The sequence below is a fragment of the Streptomyces muensis genome, from assembly GCF_021474425.1.
GTDB classification, from domain to species: Bacteria; Actinomycetota; Actinomycetes; order Streptomycetales; family Streptomycetaceae; genus Streptomyces; species Streptomyces muensis.
The window spans coordinates 1-19075 of record NZ_JAKEIP010000100.1 but is presented as its reverse complement, the minus strand read 5'-3'; the positions used below and the strand labels follow the sequence as shown (position 1 = coordinate 19075).

The following is a 19075-nucleotide window of genomic DNA, read 5'->3' as shown; positions in this document are numbered from 1 at the left end:
CCCAACTCAACCGGGCCGTCCATAGGGTGACGGATCATCGGGGCCGGAAGCCGGGCTCCTGAGGAGAGGGAGGCCGATCCGACAGCCGCTTGGTCAACGTGTACTCCGTGATCCCCGGCGGATAGTCCGGGATCGCACAGACCACGTCGTACCCCTGCTTCTTGTAGAACCCCGGCGCCTGGAAGTCCCATGTCTCCAGGCGTACGGCCGTGCAGCCCCGTTCGTCGCGGGCCGTGCGCTCGGCGTGTGCGAGCAGTTGCGAACCGAGGCGGGCGCCGCGGTGGCGTTCGTCGACCCAGAGGTACGTGACATGGAGCCAGGTGGTCCAGGTGTGACCGACGAGCCCGCCCGCCATGGCACCGGCGTCGTCCAACGCCCAGACCTGGAGCGGATGTTCGCGTTCACCTGGGGTTCCGCGCAGGGCGCGCAGGATCGGGGAGGCCGCGGTGTTGGTGTCCAGCAACCGCCGACGGAGCAGATCGCGCCGGGATTTGTCGACTTCTGTCTCCAGACGAAACATGCGGCTCACCATAAACGCGTCGGCCAACCAGTTCTGCAAATTACCTTCCGCTCCTGCGCCCCGGCCGTACTCTGATGAACGGCACCGGTGGGGGCCGGTGCTGATCAGGGGGCGAGACAAGGTCGGGTTCGACGCCCGAAGTGGGGGTAGCAGTTCCTGCACGGCGGCGGCCGTGCGGCCATCCGCGCTTCGGGCGTCGCGCCCGCGACGGTGTCCGTCTCCCGGTGTCGTCCTCATGACGATGGGGTATCCCCTGCTCTTCGGGAGCTTGGGGAAGGGGGTTTCGTGGTTCGCATCCGAGTCCTGGTCGTCGACGACCATCGCATCTTCGCCGAGTCGCTCGCCGCCGCGCTGGCGGCCGAGCCCGACGTCGACGTCTCCGCCGCCGGCAGCGGTCCGGCGGCGCTGCGCAGCCTGGAGCGCGCGGCGGCCGAGGGGCGCCGGTTCGACGTGCTCCTCGTCGACGCCGACCTGGGCGGCAACGTCCAGGGCATCCGTCCCGCCGTGCCGGTCCAGGAGGTGAGCGAGGACGGGCTCGTCGACGGCATCTCGCTCGTCGCCGGGGTCCGCACCGCGCAGCCCGCGGTACGGATCGTCGTCCTCGCCGAGAAGGACGATCCGCGCCGGGCCGCGCTCGCCCTGCAGGCCGGGGCCTCCGGCTGGGTGGCCAAGGACTGCTCGCTGTCCCGGCTGCTCACCGTCATCCGCGGGGTGCTGCGCGACGAGACCCATCTGCCGCCCGCCCTGCTCACGGGCGTCCTGCGCGAGCTGACGGCCGCGCGCAAGCACCGCACCGAGAGCGAACGCCTCGTGGAGTCCCTGACCCCGCGCGAACGCGAGGTCCTGCGCTGCATGGTCGCCGGCCTGGGCCGCAAGGCCGTCGCCGAACGCCTCTACCTCTCTCCCCACACCGTCCGCACCCACATGCAGAACGTCCTCGGCAAACTGGGCGTCCACTCGACCCTCGCCGCGGTCGCGCTCGCGCGCCGGGCCGGGGTGGGGCCGGTGGATCTGACCGGGGATGTCGTGGAGCGGGGCGGTCAGCTGGCGTAGGGGAGCAGGTACCCGGCGCCGGGCGACCCGCCCTGGGGGCTGCCGCCCCCAGCCCCCCGCTTCGGCCTGAACGGCCTCGTCCTCAAACGCCGGACGGGCTGGATGGTGCCGGGCGGCGCCGAAACGACCTCCCTACCCCGGGATGTTGTCGAACGGCGCCGTCAGCTGGCGCAGCAGGCCCGCCAGTTCTGCACGCTGGGCGCGGGACAGTTCCGCCAGGATCGCGCGTTCCTGGTCCAGGAGGCCGGCGAGGGCCTGGTCGGCGCGGTCGCGGCCCTCGGGGGTGAGGCGGACCAGTACGCCGCGTCGGTCGCTGGGGTCGGGCAGGCGTTCCACCAGGCCCTTCTTGGCCAGGCGGTCGATGCGGTTCGTCATCGTGCCCGAGGTGACCAGGGTCTGGGTCAGGAGCTGGCCGGGGGAGAGCTGGTACGGCGTCCCGGCGCGCCTGAGCGCGGTCAGCACGTCGAACTCCCAGGGCTCCAGGCTGTGCTCGGAGAAGGCCAGCCGCCGTGCGCGGTCCAGATGCCGGGCCAGTCTGCTGACCCGGCTGAGTACCTCGAGCGGTTCCACGTCGAGGTCCGGGCGCTCCCGGCGCCACGCTGCGACCAGCCGATCGACCTCGTCCTCCATGACGATCAGTGTAGTGGTTGTGTCGACGTGAAGTCTCTTGACGTCAAGATATCTCGGAGGGCAGGCTGGAGAACGAGCGACCGTCAGGAGGCTTCCCCATGTCCGCCGCCGCCCCCACCTGGGACCCCGCCCAGTACCTGCGTCACGCCGGCCACCGAGCCCGCCCCTTCACCGACCTCCTCGCCCAGGTCCCCGACCTCCCCGGAGACCGGCCCCGCGTCGCCGACCTCGGCTGCGGACCGGGCAACGTCACCGCCCTGCTCGCCGAACGCTGGCCCGGCGCCCACGTCACCGGCTACGACAACTCCGCCGAGATGCTCGACAAGGCCCACGTCGAGCACGAGGGCCCGACCCCGGGCGGCGGCCGCCTCGAGTTCGCCCACGCCGACGTACGGAGCTGGACGCCCGAGGAGCCGTACGACCTGATCGTCAGCAACGCCACGCTGCAGTGGGTGCCGGACCATGTGGAGCGTTTCGGCGCCTGGGTGGCGGGCCTCCGGCCCGGCGGCGCCTTCGCCTTCCAGGTCCCCGGCAACTTCGACGCCCCCAGCCACCGCCTGATGCGCGACCTCGCCCACCGCCACCGCCTCACCGACATCCTGCGCCACGACGACGCCGTCCTCGCCCCGCGGGACTACCTCGCCGCGCTGACCGACCTGGGCTGCGCGGCGAACGTGTGGGAGACGACGTACGTCCATCTCCTCACCGGTGACGATCCGGTACTGGACTGGGTGAAGGGCACGGGTCTGCGCCCCATCCTCACCGCCCTCGCCGACGACCCCGAGCGCCGGGACGCCTTCCTCGGCGACTATCGCGACGCCCTGCGCGAGGCCTACCCGACCGGCCCCCACGGCACCCCCTTCCCGTTCCGCCGCATCTTCGCCGTGGCCAACAAGGAGGCGTGATGATCACCGCCGTCGACCACGTCCAGCTCGCGGCCCCGCCCGGATCGGAGGAGCGGCTACGGACGTACTACGTCGATGTCCTCGGGATGGCGGAGATCCCCAAGCCGCCCGTGCTCGCCGCGCGCGGGGGCTGCTGGTTCCAGACGGGACCCGTGCAGCTGCATCTCGGCATCGAGGAGGACTTCCGGCCCGCCAAGAAGGCCCACCCGGGGCTGCGGGTCACCGCCATCGAGACGTACGCCGCCCGACTGGCGGCCCGGGGAGCGGCCGTCACCTGGGACGAGCACCTGCCGGGGCACAAGCGCTTCTTCTCCTACGACCCCGTGGGGAACCGGCTGGAATTCCTGGAACCGCTCGGCTGACGAGCGCGCTCACGCGCGGTCCCACCCCTTGGCCGCCGTTTGAGTGGGTCGGCGCAGGGTCACCCGATCGATGACCCCCACGTCGAGCCCCGGGAGGAGTGAGGACCGTGGCGAAGGAAGAGAAGGCCCGGGCCAAGAAGGAACAGGTCAAGGGCAAGGCCAAGGAAGCCATGGGGCGGATGACCGGCAACGAGCGGATGACCGCCGAGGGCAGGGCCGATCAGATGAAGGGTGACGCGCGGCAGGCAAAGGAGAAGGGCAAGGACACCTTCAAGCACTGAGCGCAAGCGATGAGCCCAAGCGATGAGCGGGCGCGTCAGTTCTTGCGGCGGCCTATCAGATGCGGCTTCGCCTCCAGCCCGTCGAGCCCGTGCCACGCCAGATTCACCAGATGCGCCGCCACCTCCGCCTTCTTCGGACGGCGGACGTCCAGCCACCACTGGCCGGTCAGGGCGACCATCCCGACCAGCGCCTGGGCGTACAGCGGAGCCAGCTTCGGATCGAAGCCGCGGCTCTTGAACTCGCGGCCCAGGATGTCCTCCACCTGGGTCGCGATGTCGGAGATGAGGGAGGCGAAGGAACCCGTCGACTGCGGGATCGGGGAGTCGCGGACCAGGATGCGGAAGCCGTCCGTGTACTCCTCGATGTAGTCCAGCAGCGCGAACGCCGCCTGCTCGCACAGCTCACGCGGGTGACCGGCCGTGAGAGAGCTGGTCACCATGTCCAGCAGGCGGCGCATCTCACGGTCCACCACCACCGCGTACAGCCCCTCCTTGCCGCCGAAGTGCTCGTACACCACCGGTTTCGAGACGCCCGCCTTCGCGGCGATCTCCTCCACCGACGTGCCCTCGAAGCCCTTCGCCGCGAACAGGGTGCGACCGATCTCCAGCAACTGCTGGCGCCGCTCCGCACCGGTCATCCGGGTACGGCGCGTCCGCCGGGGCTTGTCGTTGCTGGGGGTACTGCTGGAGTCGGTCGCCACGGCGTCAATCATGCCGCCTTGACCGGCTCCTTCCGGCGCCGGGAACCGCCTTCCCCGGTGTTCCGGCGCGAATCGATACGCGAGCGTGACGGCCAGCGCACGTCGTACGCCCAGCCCAGCATCTCGAACCAGCGGATCAGCCGGGCCGAGGAGTCGATCTGGCCCCGCTCCACACCGTGCCGCGCGGACGTCGGGTCGGCGTGGTGCAGGTTGTGCCAGGACTCGCCGCACGACAGGACCGCCAGCCACCACACGTTGCCCGAACGGTCACGCGACTTGAACGGCCGCTTGCCGACCGCGTGGCAGATCGAGTTGATCGACCAGGTCACGTGGTGCAGCAGGGCCACCCGCACCAGCGAGCCCCAGAAGAACCCCGTGAACGCGCCCCACCAGGACATCGTCACCAGACCACCGATCAGCCCGGGCAGCGCCAGCGACAGCATCGTCCAGTAGATGAACTGACGGGAGATCGCGCGGATCGCCGGGTCCTTGACCAGATCCGGCGCGTACTTGTCCTGCGGCGTCTGCTCCTCGTCGAACATCCATCCGATGTGCGCCCACCACAGGCCCTTCATCAGCGCCGGCAGCGTCTCACCGAACCGCCACGGGGAGTGCGGGTCGCCCTCGGCGTCCGAGAACTTGTGGTGCTTGCGGTGGTCGGCCACCCAGCGCACGATCGGGCCCTCGACCGCCATGGAGCCCGCGACCGCCAGCGCGATCCGCAGCGGCCGCTTCGCCTTGAACGAACCGTGCGTGAAGTAGCGGTGGAAGCCGATCGTGATGCCGTGGCAGCCCAGGAAGTAGAAGAAGACCATCAGGCCGAGGTCGAGCCAGCTCACTCCCCAGCCCCAGGCCAGCGGAACCGCCGCGACGAGCGCGACGAACGGGACGGTGATGAAGAGAAGCAGCGCGATCTGCTCGATCGACCGCTTCTTCTCCCCGCCCAGCGTGGCGGAGGTGGTCGTGGTGTCGTCGTTCGCCTTCGGGGCGTCTTCGATCACATCGGAGCTCGTGGTCATGGGCGTCCCCTGTGGGGTCGAGGGTTTTGGCAGGTGCCGGGGTCGCGGGAACTGTTCCCAGGTTCCGTTACATCGGTCCCTACGGTTCCGTAACCTACGGCGTCGTAAGTATGGCAGTGCGGCGCCCGGCGGCAAGAGCCCGAGAGACTGCGCGTCCGCACGGACACCTATCCTGGTGTCGGTCGGACAGCGCGGTCCGCTCTGATTTCTTCCCGGATGTCAGGAGCCGTATGCGGCCAAGCCGCGCGGCCCCAGGCGCCGGGTTCCCCTCCCGGACGAGCTTCAACACTGCAAGGAGCCGCACCTGTGAGCAGTGCCGACGACCAGACCACGACGACCAGCAGCGAACTGCGCGCCGACATCCGCCGACTGGGTGACCTGCTCGGCGAGACCCTCGTCCGCCAGGAGGGCCCGGAGCTGCTGGAGCTCGTCGAGAAGGTCCGCCGCCTCACCCGAGAGGACGGCGAGGCCGCCGCCGAGCTGCTGCGCGGCACGGAGCTGGACACCGCGGCCAAGCTGGTCCGCGCCTTCTCCACCTACTTCCACCTGGCCAACGTCACCGAACAGGTCCACCGCGGACGCGAGCTGCGCGCCCGCCGCGCCGCCGAGGGCGGCCTCCTCGCCCGTACGGCCGACCGCCTCAAGGACGCCGACCCCGAGCACCTGCGCCAGACGATCCAGCACCTCAACGTGCGCCCCGTCTTCACCGCGCACCCCACCGAGGCCGCCCGCCGCTCCGTCCTCAACAAGCTCCGGCGTGTCGCCGCCCTCCTGGAGACCCCGGTCCTCGAAGGCGACCGCCGCCGCCACGACACCCGACTGGCCGAGAACATCGACCTCGTCTGGCAGACCGACGAGCTGCGCGTCGTACGCCCCGAGCCCGCCGACGAGGCCCGCAACGCCATCTACTACCTCGACGAACTCCACGCCGGCGCCGTCGGCGACGTCCTGGAGGATCTGACGGCGGAACTGGAGCGCGTCGGCTACAGGCTCCCCGACGCCACCCGCCCCCTCACCTTCGGTACCTGGATCGGCGGCGACCGCGACGGCAACCCCAACGTCACCCCCCAGGTGACCTGGGACGTCCTCATCCTCCAGCACGAGCACGGCATCAACGACGCCCTGGAGATGATCGACGAGCTGCGCGGCTTCCTGTCGAACTCCATCCGCTACACCGGCGCCACCCAGGAACTCCTCGACTCCCTCCAGGCCGACCTCGACGCCCTCCCCGAGATCAGCCCCCGCTACAAGCGGCTCAACGCCGAGGAGCCCTACCGCCTCAAGGCCACCTGCATCCGGCAGAAGCTGGAGAACACCAAGCTCCGCCTCGCCAAGGGCATCCCGCACGAAACCGGACGCGACTACCTCGGCACCGGTGAGCTGCTGCAGGACCTGACCCTGATCCAGACGTCGCTGCGCGAGCACCGGGGCGGCCTCTTCGCCGACGGCCGCATGAACCGGACCATCCGCACCCTGTCCGCGTTCGGCCTCCAGCTCGCCACCATGGACGTCCGCGAACACGCCGACGCCCACCACCACGCCCTCGGCCAGCTCTTCGACCGCCTGGGCGAGGAGTCCTGGCGGTACGTGGACATGCCCCGCGAGTACCGGGCCAAGCTCCTCGCCAAGGAGCTGCGCTCCCGCAGGCCGCTCGCGCCCACCCCGGCGCCCGTGGACGCGGCAGGCGAGAAGACTCTCGGCGTCTTCCAGACCGTCAAGCGGGCCCTGGAGGTCTTCGGACCCGAGGTCATCGAGTCGTACATCATCTCCATGTGCCAGGGCGCCGACGACGTCTTCGCCGCCGCCGTCCTCGCCCGCGAGGCCGGCCTGATCGACCTGCACGCCGGCTGGGCCAAGATCGGCATCGTCCCGCTCCTGGAGACCACCGACGAGCTCAAGGCCGCCGACACCATCCTGGAGGACATGCTCTCCGACCCGTCGTACCGGCGCCTCGTCGCGCTGCGCGGCGACGTCCAGGAGGTCATGCTCGGCTACTCCGACTCCTCCAAGTTCGGCGGCATCACCACCAGCCAGTGGGAGATCCACCGCGCCCAGCGCCGCCTGCGCGACGTCGCCCACCGCTACGGCGTCCGGCTGCGGCTCTTCCACGGCCGCGGCGGCACCGTCGGCCGCGGCGGCGGCCCCTCGCACGACGCGATCCTCGCCCAGCCCTGGGGCACCCTGGAGGGCGAGATCAAGGTCACCGAGCAGGGCGAGGTCATCTCCGACAAGTACCTCGTGCCGTCCCTGGCCCGCGAGAACCTGGAGCTGACCGTCGCGGCGACGCTGCAGGCCTCCGCCCTGCACACCGCCCCGCGCCAGTCCGTCGAGGCGCTCGCCCGCTGGGACGCCGCGATGGACGTCGTCTCCGACGCCGCCCACGCCGCCTACCGCAAGCTCGTCGAAGACCCCGACCTGCCGACGTACTTCCTCGCCTCCACGCCGGTCGACCAGCTCGCCGATCTGCACCTGGGCTCGCGGCCCTCCCGCCGCCCCGGCTCGGGCGTCTCGCTCGACGGACTGCGCGCCATCCCGTGGGTGTTCGGCTGGACGCAGTCCCGGCAGATCGTCCCCGGCTGGTTCGGCGTGGGCTCGGGGCTGAAGGCGCTGCGCGAGGCCGGCCTCGACACCGTGCTCGACGAGATGCACGAACAGTGGCACTTCTTCCGCAACTTCATCTCCAACGTCGAGATGACGCTCGCCAAGACCGACCTGCGGATCGCCGCCCACTACGTCGACACGCTGGTGCCGGACGAGCTGAAGCACGTCTTCGACGCCATCCGCGCCGAACACGATCTGACCGTCGCCGAGATCCTCAAGGTCACCGGCGAGCGGGAACTCCTCGACGCCCAGCCGGTCCTCAAGCAGACCTTCGCCATCCGCGACGCCTACCTGGACCCGATCTCCTACCTCCAGGTCGCCCTGCTCAAGCGCCAGCGCGACGCCGCGGCGGCGGGCGCCGAGGCCGACCCGCTGCTCGCCCGTGCCCTGCTCCTCACCGTCAACGGCGTGGCAGCGGGCCTGCGCAACACCGGCTGACCAGCCCGGACAAAAGCCCGGACAAAAAAAAGGGGGGTGCCCCCGTGCTCCGTACGAGCACGGGGGCACCCCCCTTCAGAAGCTACGGCCGTCAGGCCCGGCGACGCCGGAACACCAGGTACCCGCCCGCACCCAGCAGCGCCGCGGCCGCCGCGGACAACAGGCCCACCGGCGCCCCGTTCCCGGTCTCGGCGAGGTCACCCTCGCCGCCGCCCTGCGGCGACGGCGACGCGGCCGCCTCACCCGGCGCCGACGGGCTCGCGGAAGGCTCGCCGCCGGACTCACCCGGCGTCCCGGACGGCGACGCGGACGCGGACGGCGTCGCCGTGGTGCCGCCGCCCTCCTCCTCGTCCTCGCAGTCCGTCCAGAACACCTTGTGCTTCGCGGCCCCCTTCTCGCCCTCGAAGTTCCAGAACAGCTTGTAGTGCCCGTCGGGCAGCGTCATGTCCGTCGTACGGCCATGACCCTCGTCGTCCAGCGTGATCGCACCGGACTCCACGGTCTCGCCCTTCACGGCGGCCGTCGGCGCCCAGGCCTCGATGTGCCAGGAGACCTGCTGCACGCTGTCGAAACCGAACGCGTCCAGGTAGAACTCGCACACGTGCGGCTCGTTCCGGCGCAGCTCCTCGCCGGTGGAGGCGTCATGGATCTTGACGGTCCCGTTGTCACCGGGAGCGGTGGCGTGGGCGGCGGCCGGCGCGGACAGCAACGCGGCCGCGGCGACGGCGGACAGAGCGCCGACGCGGTTGAGGGTACGCATGAGGCAGTAGTCCATCTTCGAGAAGGAACGGGAAGATGTGGAGGGGGCGGCTCAGCATCCAGCCCGCACTGACCCCTGGTCAATCACGAACAGACAACACACGGATCCTCCACAGAAAAGGAGAACGCCGAGAACCTCAGACCGTCACGAACGCCGCGGTCAGCAACGTGACCCCCGACCCCGCCAGCACCCACGCCACCCGCGTCCGCCGCAGCCCACCTGCGACCACGACAGCGGCCAGCAGCAACGCACCACCCAGCGGAACCCACGCGTACAGCACACCCGCCGGCCCGGACCGTACGACCTCGTCGCTCCCCGGCTTCACCACAACCGTGTACGTCTGCCCCTTGCGCACGGCCACGGTCTTCTCGATGACCACCGACCCGCGCGCCCGCGACCCCGCCGAAATCGGCGCGTACGGCCCACTGCACGTGTCCGCACCGCACCGCGTCACCTCGACCGTGCCGCTCTCCCGGCCCTTGGTGAGCATCACATGCTGTGCGCTGCCCCACGACGCCCACACACCCGCGATCAGGATCAGCACCGCGACCGTACCCATCGCCGCGAACCGCCCGAACCGCAGCGCCGTGAAAGCGCCCTGACTGGAGACAACGGCAGAAGGCATGGCCGCGATCCTTGGCCATGCCCCTGCGCCCGGTCAACCTCGGCCCGGTCGACCGGCCGGACAAGTCACGAGTTGTACGTGCTTTGCGCCCGCTCCAAGCCCTCGATCACCAGACACTCCACGGCGTCCGCCGCCCGGTCCACGAAGTAGTCCAGCTCCTTGCGCTCCGCCGGGGAGAAGTCCTTCAGCACGAAGTCCGCGACCTGCATACGGCCGGGAGGGCGCCCGATGCCGAACCGCACCCGGTGGTAGTCGGCGCCCATGGCCTTCGTCATCGACTTCAGCCCGTTGTGCCCGTTGTCCCCGCCGCCGAGCTTCAGCCGCAGCGTGCCGTGGTCGATGTCCAACTCGTCATGGATCGCCACGATGTTCGCGAGCGGCACCTTGTAGAACTCGCGCAGGGCGTTCACCGGCCCGCCCGAGAGGTTCATGTACGACATCGGCTTCGCGAGGATCACCCGCCGGTTCAACGGCCCCGGCGGACCGATACGGCCCTCCACCACCTGCGCCTGGGCCCGGCTGGCCCGCTTGAACCTCCCCCCGACCCGGTCGGCCAGCAGATCGGCCACCATGAACCCGATGTTGTGCCGGTTCATGGCGTACTCGGGCCCGGGATTGCCGAGGCCCACGATCAGCCACGGGTCATTGGCGCCGGTAGTCACGTCCACGTCTCCCTTGATACACGTCGGCCGCTGCCCCGCACGGGAACAGCGGCCGACCAACCGATGACAGCGAGGATCAGGCCTCGGCGACTTCCTCGCCCTCGGCGGCCTCACCCTCCGCGGCCTCCTCGGCCTGCGAAGCCAGAACCTGAAGGACCACGGCGTCCTCCTCGACGGCCAGCGTGGTGCCCTTCGGCAGCGTGATGTCCTTGGCCAGGATCGAGGCACCGGCCTCCAGACCCTCCACGGACACCGTGACCGACTCGGGGATGTGCGTGGCCTCGGTCTCGACCGGCAGCGCGTTCAGCACGTGCTCCAGCAGGTTGCCACCCGCCGCCAGCTCGCCCTCGGTGTGCACCGGGATCTCGACCGTGACCTTCTCGCCACGCTTCACCAGCAGCAGGTCAACGTGCTCCAGGAAGCCCTTCAGCGGGTCACGCTGCACGGCCTTCGGGATCGCCAGCTCGTTCGACTTGCCGTCGATGTCCAGCGCGATCAGGACGTTCGGCGTACGCAGCGCGAGCAGCAGGTCGTGACCGGGAAGCGTCAGGTGCAGCGGGTCCGAACCGTGGCCGTACAGCACACCGGGAACCTTGTTCTCGCGACGGATACGACGCGCGGCACCCTTGCCGAACTCGGTGCGCGTCTCGGCGGTGAGCTTCACCTCGGACATACAGATCACTCCTCGTAGAAGTAGAGACGGACGTGGTCACCCGGCCACGAACGGCCTGCTACGAAGAGCGCGTCGATAACGGACAACCGACACCCGAACAAACAGGTGCGGCCTCCCTCGCCGAGCAACTGAAGCAGTCTACTCGGACAGGGAGGCCGCACCCAAAAGGATCTCTACGGCGGATCCTTACGGCAGATCTCTACTGCTCGTCGAACAGGCTCGTCACCGAACCGTCCTCGAACACCTCACGCACCGCACTGGCGATCGTCGGCGCGATCGACAGCACCGTCAGCTTGTCCAGATCCCGGCTCAGCTCACCCGGCGTCGGCAGCGTGTTCGTGAACACGAACTCGCTCACCCGCGAGTTCTTCAGCCGGTCAGCCGCGGGACCCGACAGCACACCGTGCGTCGCGGTGACGATGACGTCCTCGGCGCCGTGCGCGAACAGCGCGTCGGCGGCGGCGCAGATCGTGCCACCCGTGTCGATCATGTCGTCGACCAGGACACACACCCGGCCCTTGACCTCACCCACGACCTCGTGGACCGTCACCTGGTTCGCGACGTCCTTGTCCCGCCGCTTGTGCACGATGGCCAGCGGAGCACCGAGCCGGTCGCACCAGCGGTCCGCGACCCGCACCCGACCGGCGTCCGGAGACACCACGGTCAGCTTCTCCCGGTCCACCTTGCGACCCACGTAGTCCGCCAGCAGCGGAAGCGCGAAGAGGTGGTCCACCGGCCCGTCGAAGAAGCCCTGGATCTGGTCCGTGTGCAGATCCACGGTCAGGATCCGGTCCGCACCCGAGGTCTTCATCAGGTCCGCGATCAGACGCGCCGAGATCGGTTCACGCCCACGGTGCTTCTTGTCCTGCCGCGCGTAACCGTAGAACGGCACGATGACGGTGATGGAGCGAGCCGACGCACGCTTCAGCGCGTCGATCATGATCAGCTGCTCCATGATCCACTGGTTGATCGGAGCCGTGTGGCTCTGGATCACGAAGCAGTCCGCACCACGCGCCGACTCCTGGTAGCGGACATAGATCTCACCGTTGGCGAAATCGAAGGCCTTCGTCGGGACGACCCCGACACCCAACTGCTGGGCGACCTCCTCGGCAAGCTCGGGGTGGGCGCGGCCGGAGAAGAACATCAACTTCTTCTCGCCGGTCGTCTTGATCCCGGTCACAGCTGTCTCCTCAGAGGTGTCTCAACAGGGTGTGCACTTATCACGGTACGCCGTGTCCGGCGCGCCCGTTTCCGGTCAGTCTTCGCTCTCGACCTGCCGAGAAGCCACCTCGGCCGCCTTCGCGGCCGCGCTGCCCGGACGCTTGCGGGCCACCCAACCCTCGATATTCCGCTGCTGACCGCGTGCCACGGCCAACGAACCGGGCGGCACGTCCTTCGTGATCACAGAGCCCGCCGCGGTGTACGCGCCGTCCCCGATCGTGACGGGAGCCACAAACATGTTGTCCGAACCGGTACGGCAGTGCGAGCCGACCGTCGTGTGGTGTTTGTCCTGTCCGTCGTAGTTCACGAAGACACTCGCGGCACCGATGTTCGAGAAGTCACCGATCGTCGCGTCACCCACGTAGGAGAGGTGGGGCACCTTCGTCCCCTCACCGATCGAGGCGTTCTTCGTCTCGACGTACGTACCGATCTTGCCCTTGGCACCGAGACGCGTCCCCGGCCGCAGATACGCGTACGGCCCCACCGTCGCCTGCGCCCCGACGACGGCGCTGTCGGCCACCGTGTTGTCGACCCGCGCCCCGGCGCCGACCCGCGTGTCCTTCAGCCGGCTGTTCGGCCCGACCTCCGCGCCCTCACCGAGATGCGTCGAGCCCTGCAGCTGGGTGCCGGGGTTGACGACGGCGTCCTGCTCGAAGGTGACCGTCACGTCGACCCACGTCGTCGCCGGATCGACCACGGTGACGCCGGCCAGCATGGCGGCGGTCAGCAACCGGTCGTTCAGGATCCGACGGGCCTCGGCGAGCTGCACACGGTTGTTGATCCCGGCGATCTCGCGGTGATCGGCGGCGACGGAGGCGCCGACCCGATGACCGGCCTCACGCAGAATGCCGAGGACGTCGGTCAGGTACTCCTCACCCTGACTGTTGTCCGTACGCACCTTGCCGAGCGCGTCCGCGAGCAGTTGCCCGTCGAAGGCGAACACCCCGGAGTTGATCTCCCGGATCGCCCGCTGCGACTCGGTCGCGTCCTTGTGCTCGACGATCGCCGTCACCGCACCGGACGCCCCGTCCCGCACGATCCGCCCGTACCCCGTCGCATCCGGGACCTCGGCGGTCAGCACGGTCACCGCGTTGCCGTCGGCGGAGTGCGTGGCGGCGAGAGCGGTCAGGGTCTCACCGGTGAGAAGGGGAGTGTCACCGCAGACGACCACGACGGTCCCGTCCACGGTCCCGCCGAGCTCCTCCAGGGCCATGCGTACGGCGTGCCCGGTCCCGTTCTGCTCCGCCTGCACGGCGGTGCGGACGCCGGGGTCGATCTCACCGAGGTGCGCGGACACCTTCTCCCTCGCGTGCCCCACGACCACGACCAGGTTCTCTGGCTGCAACTCACGTGCGGCGGCCAGCACATGACCGACGAGACTGCGTCCGCAGAGCTCGTGCAGGACCTTGGGTGTGGCCGACTTCATACGGGTGCCCTCACCCGCTGCGAGAACGACGACGGCTGCCGGGCGAATGGCGCTCACGGGATGCCCTTCGGCTGTGGAGGGGGAGGGGTGACATCCGCAGGATACCGGGGTGTTTCGTGAGGGACATGAGAGCGGGCCCCGACTTGGCTGTCAGGGCCCAGAACAAGGTCTTCTGTGCGGTGGCTCCCCCGCAAGGATTCGAACCTTGTCCTGCTGGTACCAAAAACCAGTGTGCTGCCAGTTACACCACGGGGGACGGCGAGTCAGACCTTACCGGAGACGTGATTGCGCGTGAGACACGCTTCTTGAGCGCGGCTGTTCCCGCTTACGTTCGGTTACGCGATGTGGTGTAGGCCAGTCCGTAAAAGTCACCGGAAAACGGGGGGCGGGCGCCCGTAGGCTGGAGGCATGACCACGACGGGGGAAGCCCACACAGAGGTGCCGCCACCGAGGGCGGGGCCGTGGTGGTGGGGCAGGGTGCGCAGTGCCGTGCTGGACGTGAGTCTGGGCGTGGCGTCCACGGTGGAGTGCGGATTCGAGGGGGTTCGATTCGCGCGGGACGCGGGGATTCCGGACGCCGCGGGGGTGGTGTTCGGGGTTCTGGCGGGGTCCGTGCTGGTGCTGCGGCGGCGGTGGCCGATCGCTGTCGTGCTGGTGTCGATCGCGGTGATGCCGGCCCAGATGGGCTTCCTGATGGGCATCGTCGGGCTGTACACGCTCGCCGCCTCCGAGCTGCCGCGGCGGATCATCGCCTCGCTCGCCGGGATGTGGTTCGTCGGGGCGCTGATCGTGACGTTCGTATGGGTGCGGCAGGACGTGGCGCGGGGGAGTCTGACGGTCGGGGACTGGGTGATTCCGTTCGCGTCGATCAGTACGGCGCTCGGGGTGACCGCGCCTCCGCTGCTGCTGGGGCTGTATGTGGGGGCCCGGCGGCGGTTGATGGAGAGCCTGCGGGAGCGGGCGGACAGTCTGGAGCGGGAGCTTCAGTTGTTGGCCGAGCGGGCGGAGGAACGCGCGGAGTGGGCACGCAACGAGGAGCGGACGCGTATCGCGCGGGAGATGCATGACGTCGTCGCGCACCGGGTGAGCCTGATGGTGGTGCATTCGGCGGCCTTGCAGGCCGTGGCCCGGAAGGATCCCGACAAGGCGGTGCGCAATGCCGCGTTGGTGGGGGACATGGGGCGGCAGGCGCTGACCGAGTTGCGGGAGATGCTCGGGGTGCTGCGCAGCGGGGGTGAGCGGGCTGCGGATCGGCCGCAGGAGGCCGCGGTGCCGTTGGCCGCCGTGGGGGCCGCCGCGGCCGCGGCGGCTGATCGGGAGCGGGACGGCCGGGACGAGGGGGCTGCCGACGGGCCCTGTCTGTCGGACCTGGACGCGTTGATCGGGCAGTCGGCGGCCGCGGGGATGGCCGTGGATCTGTCGGTGGAGGGGGAGTCCCGGTCGTATGCGCCGGCGATCGAGCAGACGGCGTTCCGGGTGGTGCAGGAGGCGTTGACCAACGTCCACAAGCATGCGGCGGGGGCGAAGACGTACGTGCGGCTCGCGCATCGGGTGTCGGAGATCGCGATGCAGGTGGAGAACGAGCCGCCGCCGGAGTTGTCCTCGGCGTCGTCGGCGCGGTTGCCGTCGGGCGGCAATGGGCTGGTGGGGATGAAGGAGCGGGTCGTGGCGCTGGGCGGGGTGTTCGTGTCGGGGCCGACGGACGCGGGGGGTTTCCGGGTGTCGGCGGTGATTCCGGCGTAGCCGCTCCGCCGGGGTGCCGCGTGGTGTCGTCGTTCGTCTGCGGCGGCGTCGTGGTTGGTCGCGCCCACGCGGCGGAGCCGCATATCGACACAGTCCCGCGCCCCTGAAGGGGTTGGGTCAGCCTGCTGTGAGGCGTACCGGTTCTATTCCTGCGACCAGGCCGGCGAGGGCCTGGTCGATGTCGGGGCCGAGGTACCAGTCGCCGGTGTGGTCGAGGGCGTAGACGCGGCCTTCGGTGTCGATGGCGAGCAGGGACTGGGTGTCGGTCTCGGTGCCGAGGGGGCAGACCTCGGTGTCGAGGGCGCGGCCGAGGTCGCCGAGGGTGCGGGCCATGTGCAGGCCGTGGAGCGGGTCGAAGTGGACGGCGGCGGGGGCGACCTGGCGGCCGGGGCCCGTGGGCGTGATGTGCAGGCCGCCGAATTCGGCCCAGGCTTCCACGGCGGCGGGGAAGACGGCGTGGGTGTGGCCGGCGGGTGAGGTGTGTTCGCGCAGGGTGTCGGCCCAGATCTCGGCTTGTTTGATGTCCCAGCGGCCTGGTTGCCAGCCGGCGGCGCGCAGGGCGGCGTCGACGGGGACGGGGAAGCGGGTGGTGGAGGTGCGGTCGGTGTGCATCTGCCCTTCGTTCGTCGGTGCCTACGGATGTGCCTGTGGATGTGCCGGGTGGGAGTGACGGGCTAGCCGTCGGTTGTCGTGGGGTCGACGATGCGTACGCCGAAGTGGGCGCTGAGGGCGGTGCAGGCGCGGCAGGGGGTGGCGAAGCTGCCGTGCAGGGGGTCGCCGTCCTCGCGGATGCGGCGGGCGGTGAGCTTGGCCTGTTTGAGGGCTTTGCGGGCTTCGCCGTTGGTCATGGGTTTGCGGGCCGAGCGTTTGCTGCGGGCGGCGTCGGCGGTGGCGATGTGCCGTGAGATGAGGATGGTCTCGGCGCAGCGGCCGGTGAAGCGGTCGCGTTCACCGCTGGTGAGGGTGTCGAGGAAGTCCTGGACGAGGTGGTGCAGCTGCGGGGGCTGGTCGCCGCGGGCGGCGGTGCCGGTGAGGGTGGCGCCGCGGACGGAGAGGGCGGCGGCGACGGTGGGGAGTATGCCGTCGCGGCGGTGGAGGAGGGCGGGCGCGTGGGGGGTCTCGGTGGCGCTCCAGCCGATGCGGGGGTCGCCGGACCTGGGCGCGTGGGCGCCTGTCTGCGTCGCGTTCACGTTCATCATCCCCTCCCGAGCATCCCCCGGGCATGCTCTCGGACGTCACAGAGTGCCAAATGCCGTGGCGGGTGCGGAAGCTGGGGCGGCGCGACACGCCCGGGTTTGGGCGGGCTGTCACGGCGGGGTGACGGCTGGTCACGGAAGCGGAGGGGCTGATGACCGGCGCCGGTGACCGGTGTCGTCGTACCGCATAGGCTGTCGGCACCGCTTTCCATGCGGTGACGCGTGGACGCAGACGAGACAGTCGATACGTGGCGTTGTGACCGAGAGTGGTCATGGTGGCGCGTATCAGAACGCCGCAGGGGGCAACCGCCATGACGACAGGTCGGCTCGGGCAGCAAGCCGCGCCGCCGAACGCGGCCTACGCCGGGCAGGTCGTGCATTTCCCGGATCCGGTTCGGGCGGCCCGTCACCCGAGAGGGGTACGGGTCGACGGGCAGGGTTACCCCGACTTCTCGCCGTACGCGCGCGCGGCGGCGGAGATCGCGGAGCCGCCGGAGGGCTTCGGTGTCGACGAGTTGCGGCTGACGGACTACGTGTCGGCGAACGCGGCGTTGGCGGCGTCGGGGCACGACCTGTGGGACACGATTCCGGCGGTGGCGACGCCGCACGGCTGGACGTGGCACCACGTGGTGGGTTCGCGGCGGCTGGAGCTGGTTCCGGTCGAGGTGAAGGCGTTGCTGCGGCATCACGGCGGGATCGCGACGTCGGCGGTGGATCACGACAAGCGTGGGACGCGGCCGTTGCAGGAGACGCGGCCGGCGCACTTCCGGCTGCCGAAGTCGGGTGTGGCGGTGACGGAGGCGCAGGCGCTGGGCGTCGAGGAGGACCTCGGGTACCGGCTGCCGGGCGCGTACCGGTCGTTCCTGAAGGCGGCGGGCGGATGCGCGCCGGTGGGGACGGCGCTGGACGCGGAGTTGGGGCTGCTGGTCGACCAGCCGCTGTTCACGGTGCGGGACGAGGCGGCCGTCAACGACCTGGTGTATGTCAACAAGTGTCTGCGGGACCATCTGACCAAGGACTACCTGTGTGTCGGGTTTGTTCAGGGCGGGTTGCTGGCCGTGAAGGTGAAGGGCGAGCGGCTGGGTTCGGTGTGGTTCTGCGCGTACGACGACGCGCGGGACGTGGATCCCTCGTGGCCGCCGGCGGAGCGGGTGGAGCGGCTGCTGGTGCCGTGCGGTGAGGACTTCGACGCGTTTCTGTCCCGGCTGGCGGGGTCTCCGCCGGAGTTGGAGACGGTGGCGAATCTGATGGTGGACGGTGGGTTCGCGCGTGCGGTGCCCGTCGCTGCCGCGGCTGTGGGGGAGTGAGCTTCGCGATGGTGACGTTCGCGCAGGCGCAGGAGCGTGCGGAAGAGTGGATCAACGGTGAGCTGCCGTCGTACCAGCATCGTGAGGTGCGGGTACGGGAGTTCGGGCTCGGGTTCGTGGTGTGGGCGGAGGACCGTTCGGACGGGCCGCGTTCGGACGGGGGCGCGCAGCGGCTGGTGATCGCCCGGGACAGCGGGGAGGCCACGCTGTGGCCGTCGCTGCCGGTGGGCGAGGTGATTCGCCGGTACGAGGAGGAGTACGGCCGTGGGGACGCGGTCGCGGAGCCGGCGCCGGCCGCTCCGGCTCGGGTGGATCTGAACCAGACGTCGTTCCTGTTGACGCCGCCGGAGTGGTTGCAGGAGGCGGCGGACAAGCTGGGGATCCAGGCCCGGGACGGGGGCTCCGGCGCGGATTCCGGTTCGGGTTCCGCTTCCGGTCCGGAGTCCGACGGCGCCGCGGCGGAGGGGCCGGTCGCGGGGGTGCCTGACGGGGCGACTCCCTGGGCCGGTACGGACACCAACCCCGGTCCCGGTGAGGACCGTTCGGTGCCGTTGCCGGAGACGGTGTTCGCGCCGCCGCTGAGCGGTGACGACGCCGCGCCGCCGGACGCCAAGACCGCGCTGATGTCGGGCGGGAGCCAGCTCCCGTCGACGGCGATCGAGCCGGCGCTCGACGAGACGAACACGCCGCCCGCGCCGCCCGTCCCCCCGGGGGCCCCTTCGTACGGCTATCCGCAGGGTGCCGGTGCGCCGAGTACACCGCCGCCGCCCGCGCCGTCCTACGGCTACCCGCAGGGCGGTCCCGAGACGCCGGGCCGGCCGCTCGCGCCGAACGCCGGGGACATCGCCGACGCCGCGACGAGCAAGGCGGCGCCGCCGCGTCCGCGGGGCGGGGCGGTGCCGCCGCCTCCGCCGGGGGTTCCGGGTGTGCCGGGGGCGCCGGGTGCGGGGGG

General features: G+C 70.4%; 20 protein-coding genes and 1 tRNA gene. 8 read left to right on the top strand and 13 right to left on the bottom strand.

All coding sequences use genetic code 11. The annotated features are described in order from the left end of the window. Positions 1 to 34 precede the first annotated feature (34 nt). A complete protein-coding gene (locus L0P92_RS23050; protein ID WP_234764741.1) occupies positions 35 to 532 on the bottom strand; it encodes a GNAT family N-acetyltransferase in 498 nt (165 codons plus the stop codon). A 273-nt stretch (positions 533 to 805) separates the two neighbouring features. On the opposite strand from L0P92_RS23050, the gene L0P92_RS23045 reads away from it, so the two are divergent. Next, a complete protein-coding gene (locus L0P92_RS23045; protein ID WP_062722201.1) occupies positions 806 to 1573 on the top strand; it encodes a LuxR C-terminal-related transcriptional regulator in 768 nt (255 codons plus the stop codon). Positions 1574 to 1705: 132 nt separating this feature from the next. On the opposite strand, the gene tamR is transcribed toward L0P92_RS23045, so the two are convergent. Further along, the gene (gene tamR / locus L0P92_RS23040; protein WP_234764732.1) at positions 1706 to 2203 is read right to left on the bottom strand and encodes a MarR family transcriptional regulator TamR; all 498 of its coding nucleotides are present in this window, start codon (positions 2201 to 2203) and stop codon (positions 1706 to 1708) included. Positions 2204 to 2301: 98 nt separating this feature from the next. Here tamR and L0P92_RS23035 point away from each other — a divergent pair, with 98 nt between their 5' ends. The 3 genes from L0P92_RS23035 to L0P92_RS23025 all read left to right on the top strand — a co-directional run bounded on the left by L0P92_RS23035 (position 2302) and on the right by L0P92_RS23025 (position 3751). Next, positions 2302 to 3108, top strand: a complete 807-nt coding sequence (locus L0P92_RS23035; protein ID WP_234764731.1) for a trans-aconitate 2-methyltransferase — start codon at positions 2302 to 2304, stop codon at positions 3106 to 3108. Next, positions 3108 to 3470, top strand: a complete 363-nt coding sequence (locus L0P92_RS23030; RefSeq protein ID WP_234764730.1) for a VOC family protein — start codon at positions 3108 to 3110, stop codon at positions 3468 to 3470. Before L0P92_RS23035 ends, L0P92_RS23030 begins: the two co-directional genes overlap by 1 nt. 107 nt (positions 3471 to 3577) lie before the next feature. Continuing rightward, positions 3578 to 3751, top strand: coding sequence for a CsbD family protein (locus L0P92_RS23025; RefSeq protein WP_234764729.1), 174 nt, complete (start codon positions 3578 to 3580; stop codon positions 3749 to 3751). Between the two features lie 35 nt (positions 3752 to 3786). On the opposite strand, the gene L0P92_RS23020 is transcribed toward L0P92_RS23025, so the two are convergent. Beyond that, the gene (locus L0P92_RS23020) at positions 3787 to 4464 is read right to left on the bottom strand and encodes a TetR/AcrR family transcriptional regulator (protein ID WP_234764728.1); all 678 of its coding nucleotides are present in this window, start codon (positions 4462 to 4464) and stop codon (positions 3787 to 3789) included. Next, positions 4461 to 5471 carry an acyl-CoA desaturase gene (locus L0P92_RS23015; protein ID WP_234764727.1) on the bottom strand — a complete coding sequence of 337 codons (1011 nt, stop codon included), beginning with the start codon at positions 5469 to 5471 and terminating at the stop codon, positions 4461 to 4463. Before L0P92_RS23015 ends, L0P92_RS23020 begins: the two co-directional genes overlap by 4 nt. A gap of 306 nt (positions 5472 to 5777) precedes the next feature. Here L0P92_RS23015 and ppc point away from each other — a divergent pair, with 306 nt between their 5' ends. After that, positions 5778 to 8510 (top strand): phosphoenolpyruvate carboxylase, encoded by a 2733-nt coding sequence (gene ppc, locus L0P92_RS23010; RefSeq protein ID WP_234764726.1) that lies wholly within the window; start codon positions 5778 to 5780, stop codon positions 8508 to 8510. A 91-nt stretch (positions 8511 to 8601) separates the two neighbouring features. Here ppc and L0P92_RS23005 read toward each other — a convergent pair whose 3' ends face one another. The 7 genes from L0P92_RS23005 to L0P92_RS22975 form a co-directional block, all read right to left on the bottom strand. Further along, complete coding sequence (locus L0P92_RS23005) at positions 8602 to 9270, bottom strand: LPXTG cell wall anchor domain-containing protein (protein ID WP_234764725.1); 669 nt, start codon at positions 9268 to 9270, stop codon at positions 8602 to 8604. Between the two features lie 136 nt (positions 9271 to 9406). After that, the gene (locus L0P92_RS23000) at positions 9407 to 9895 is read right to left on the bottom strand and encodes a hypothetical protein (RefSeq protein WP_234764724.1); all 489 of its coding nucleotides are present in this window, start codon (positions 9893 to 9895) and stop codon (positions 9407 to 9409) included. Positions 9896 to 9960: 65 nt separating this feature from the next. After that, entirely contained in the window at positions 9961 to 10563 is a 603-nt protein-coding gene (gene pth, locus L0P92_RS22995) for an aminoacyl-tRNA hydrolase (protein WP_234764723.1), read from the bottom strand. A 70-nt stretch (positions 10564 to 10633) separates the two neighbouring features. Beyond that, positions 10634 to 11230, bottom strand: coding sequence for a 50S ribosomal protein L25/general stress protein Ctc (locus L0P92_RS22990; protein WP_234764722.1), 597 nt, complete (start codon positions 11228 to 11230; stop codon positions 10634 to 10636). 199 nt (positions 11231 to 11429) lie between these two features. Next, entirely contained in the window at positions 11430 to 12410 is a 981-nt protein-coding gene (locus L0P92_RS22985; protein ID WP_217205233.1) for a ribose-phosphate diphosphokinase, read from the bottom strand. A gap of 75 nt (positions 12411 to 12485) precedes the next feature. After that, a complete protein-coding gene (glmU, locus tag L0P92_RS22980) occupies positions 12486 to 13934 on the bottom strand; it encodes a bifunctional UDP-N-acetylglucosamine diphosphorylase/glucosamine-1-phosphate N-acetyltransferase GlmU (RefSeq protein WP_234764721.1) in 1449 nt (482 codons plus the stop codon). A gap of 123 nt (positions 13935 to 14057) precedes the next feature. Then, positions 14058 to 14133 (bottom strand) — tRNA-Gln (locus L0P92_RS22975). Between the two features lie 152 nt (positions 14134 to 14285). On the opposite strand from L0P92_RS22975, the gene L0P92_RS22970 reads away from it, so the two are divergent. Next, positions 14286 to 15620, top strand: coding sequence for a sensor histidine kinase (locus tag L0P92_RS22970; RefSeq protein WP_234764720.1), 1335 nt, complete (start codon positions 14286 to 14288; stop codon positions 15618 to 15620). Positions 15621 to 15737: 117 nt separating this feature from the next. Here the strand turns inward: L0P92_RS22970 and L0P92_RS22965 are convergent, their stop codons facing one another. Continuing rightward, positions 15738 to 16232 carry an SUKH-3 domain-containing protein gene (locus L0P92_RS22965; protein WP_234764718.1) on the bottom strand — a complete coding sequence of 165 codons (495 nt, stop codon included), beginning with the start codon at positions 16230 to 16232 and terminating at the stop codon, positions 15738 to 15740. A gap of 62 nt (positions 16233 to 16294) precedes the next feature. After that, positions 16295 to 16819, bottom strand: coding sequence for a YwqJ-related putative deaminase (locus L0P92_RS22960; RefSeq protein ID WP_234764717.1), 525 nt, complete (start codon positions 16817 to 16819; stop codon positions 16295 to 16297). 308 nt (positions 16820 to 17127) lie between these two features. Here L0P92_RS22960 and L0P92_RS22955 point away from each other — a divergent pair, with 308 nt between their 5' ends. Both L0P92_RS22955 and L0P92_RS22950 read left to right on the top strand, forming a co-directional pair. Beyond that, positions 17128 to 18123: an SMI1/KNR4 family protein gene (locus tag L0P92_RS22955; protein WP_234764716.1), complete on the top strand. Its 996-nt coding sequence runs from the start codon at positions 17128 to 17130 to the stop codon at positions 18121 to 18123. Positions 18124 to 18131: 8 nt separating this feature from the next. Then, positions 18132 to 19075 (top strand): SUKH-4 family immunity protein (locus L0P92_RS22950; RefSeq protein ID WP_505016544.1); only part of this gene is annotated, 944 nt, incomplete at its 3' end.

What these genes read in the sequence shown, in the direction of transcription:
- L0P92_RS22990 (WP_234764722.1), bottom strand. Translation starts at nt 11,230, where the DNA reads ATGTCCGAGGTGAAGCTCACCGCCGAGACGCGCACCGAGTTCGGCAAG.
- L0P92_RS23005 (WP_234764725.1), bottom strand. Translation starts at nt 9,270, where the DNA reads ATGCGTACCCTCAACCGCGTCGGCGCTCTGTCCGCCGTCGCCGCGGCC.
- tamR (WP_234764732.1), bottom strand. Translation starts at nt 2,203, where the DNA reads ATGGAGGACGAGGTCGATCGGCTGGTCGCAGCGTGGCGCCGGGAGCGC.
- L0P92_RS23035 (WP_234764731.1), top strand. Translation starts at nt 2,302, where the DNA reads ATGTCCGCCGCCGCCCCCACCTGGGACCCCGCCCAGTACCTGCGTCAC.
- L0P92_RS23050 (WP_234764741.1), bottom strand. Translation starts at nt 532, where the DNA reads ATGGTGAGCCGCATGTTTCGTCTGGAGACAGAAGTCGACAAATCCCGG.
- L0P92_RS22970 (WP_234764720.1), top strand. Translation starts at nt 14,286, where the DNA reads ATGACCACGACGGGGGAAGCCCACACAGAGGTGCCGCCACCGAGGGCG.
- L0P92_RS23015 (WP_234764727.1), bottom strand. Translation starts at nt 5,471, where the DNA reads ATGACCACGAGCTCCGATGTGATCGAAGACGCCCCGAAGGCGAACGAC.
- L0P92_RS22965 (WP_234764718.1), bottom strand. Translation starts at nt 16,232, where the DNA reads ATGCACACCGACCGCACCTCCACCACCCGCTTCCCCGTCCCCGTCGAC.
- L0P92_RS23030 (WP_234764730.1), top strand. Translation starts at nt 3,108, where the DNA reads ATGATCACCGCCGTCGACCACGTCCAGCTCGCGGCCCCGCCCGGATCG.
- L0P92_RS22955 (WP_234764716.1), top strand. Translation starts at nt 17,128, where the DNA reads ATGACGACAGGTCGGCTCGGGCAGCAAGCCGCGCCGCCGAACGCGGCC.
- L0P92_RS22960 (WP_234764717.1), bottom strand. Translation starts at nt 16,819, where the DNA reads ATGATGAACGTGAACGCGACGCAGACAGGCGCCCACGCGCCCAGGTCC.
- L0P92_RS23020 (WP_234764728.1), bottom strand. Translation starts at nt 4,464, where the DNA reads ATGATTGACGCCGTGGCGACCGACTCCAGCAGTACCCCCAGCAACGAC.
- L0P92_RS23000 (WP_234764724.1), bottom strand. Translation starts at nt 9,895, where the DNA reads ATGCCTTCTGCCGTTGTCTCCAGTCAGGGCGCTTTCACGGCGCTGCGG.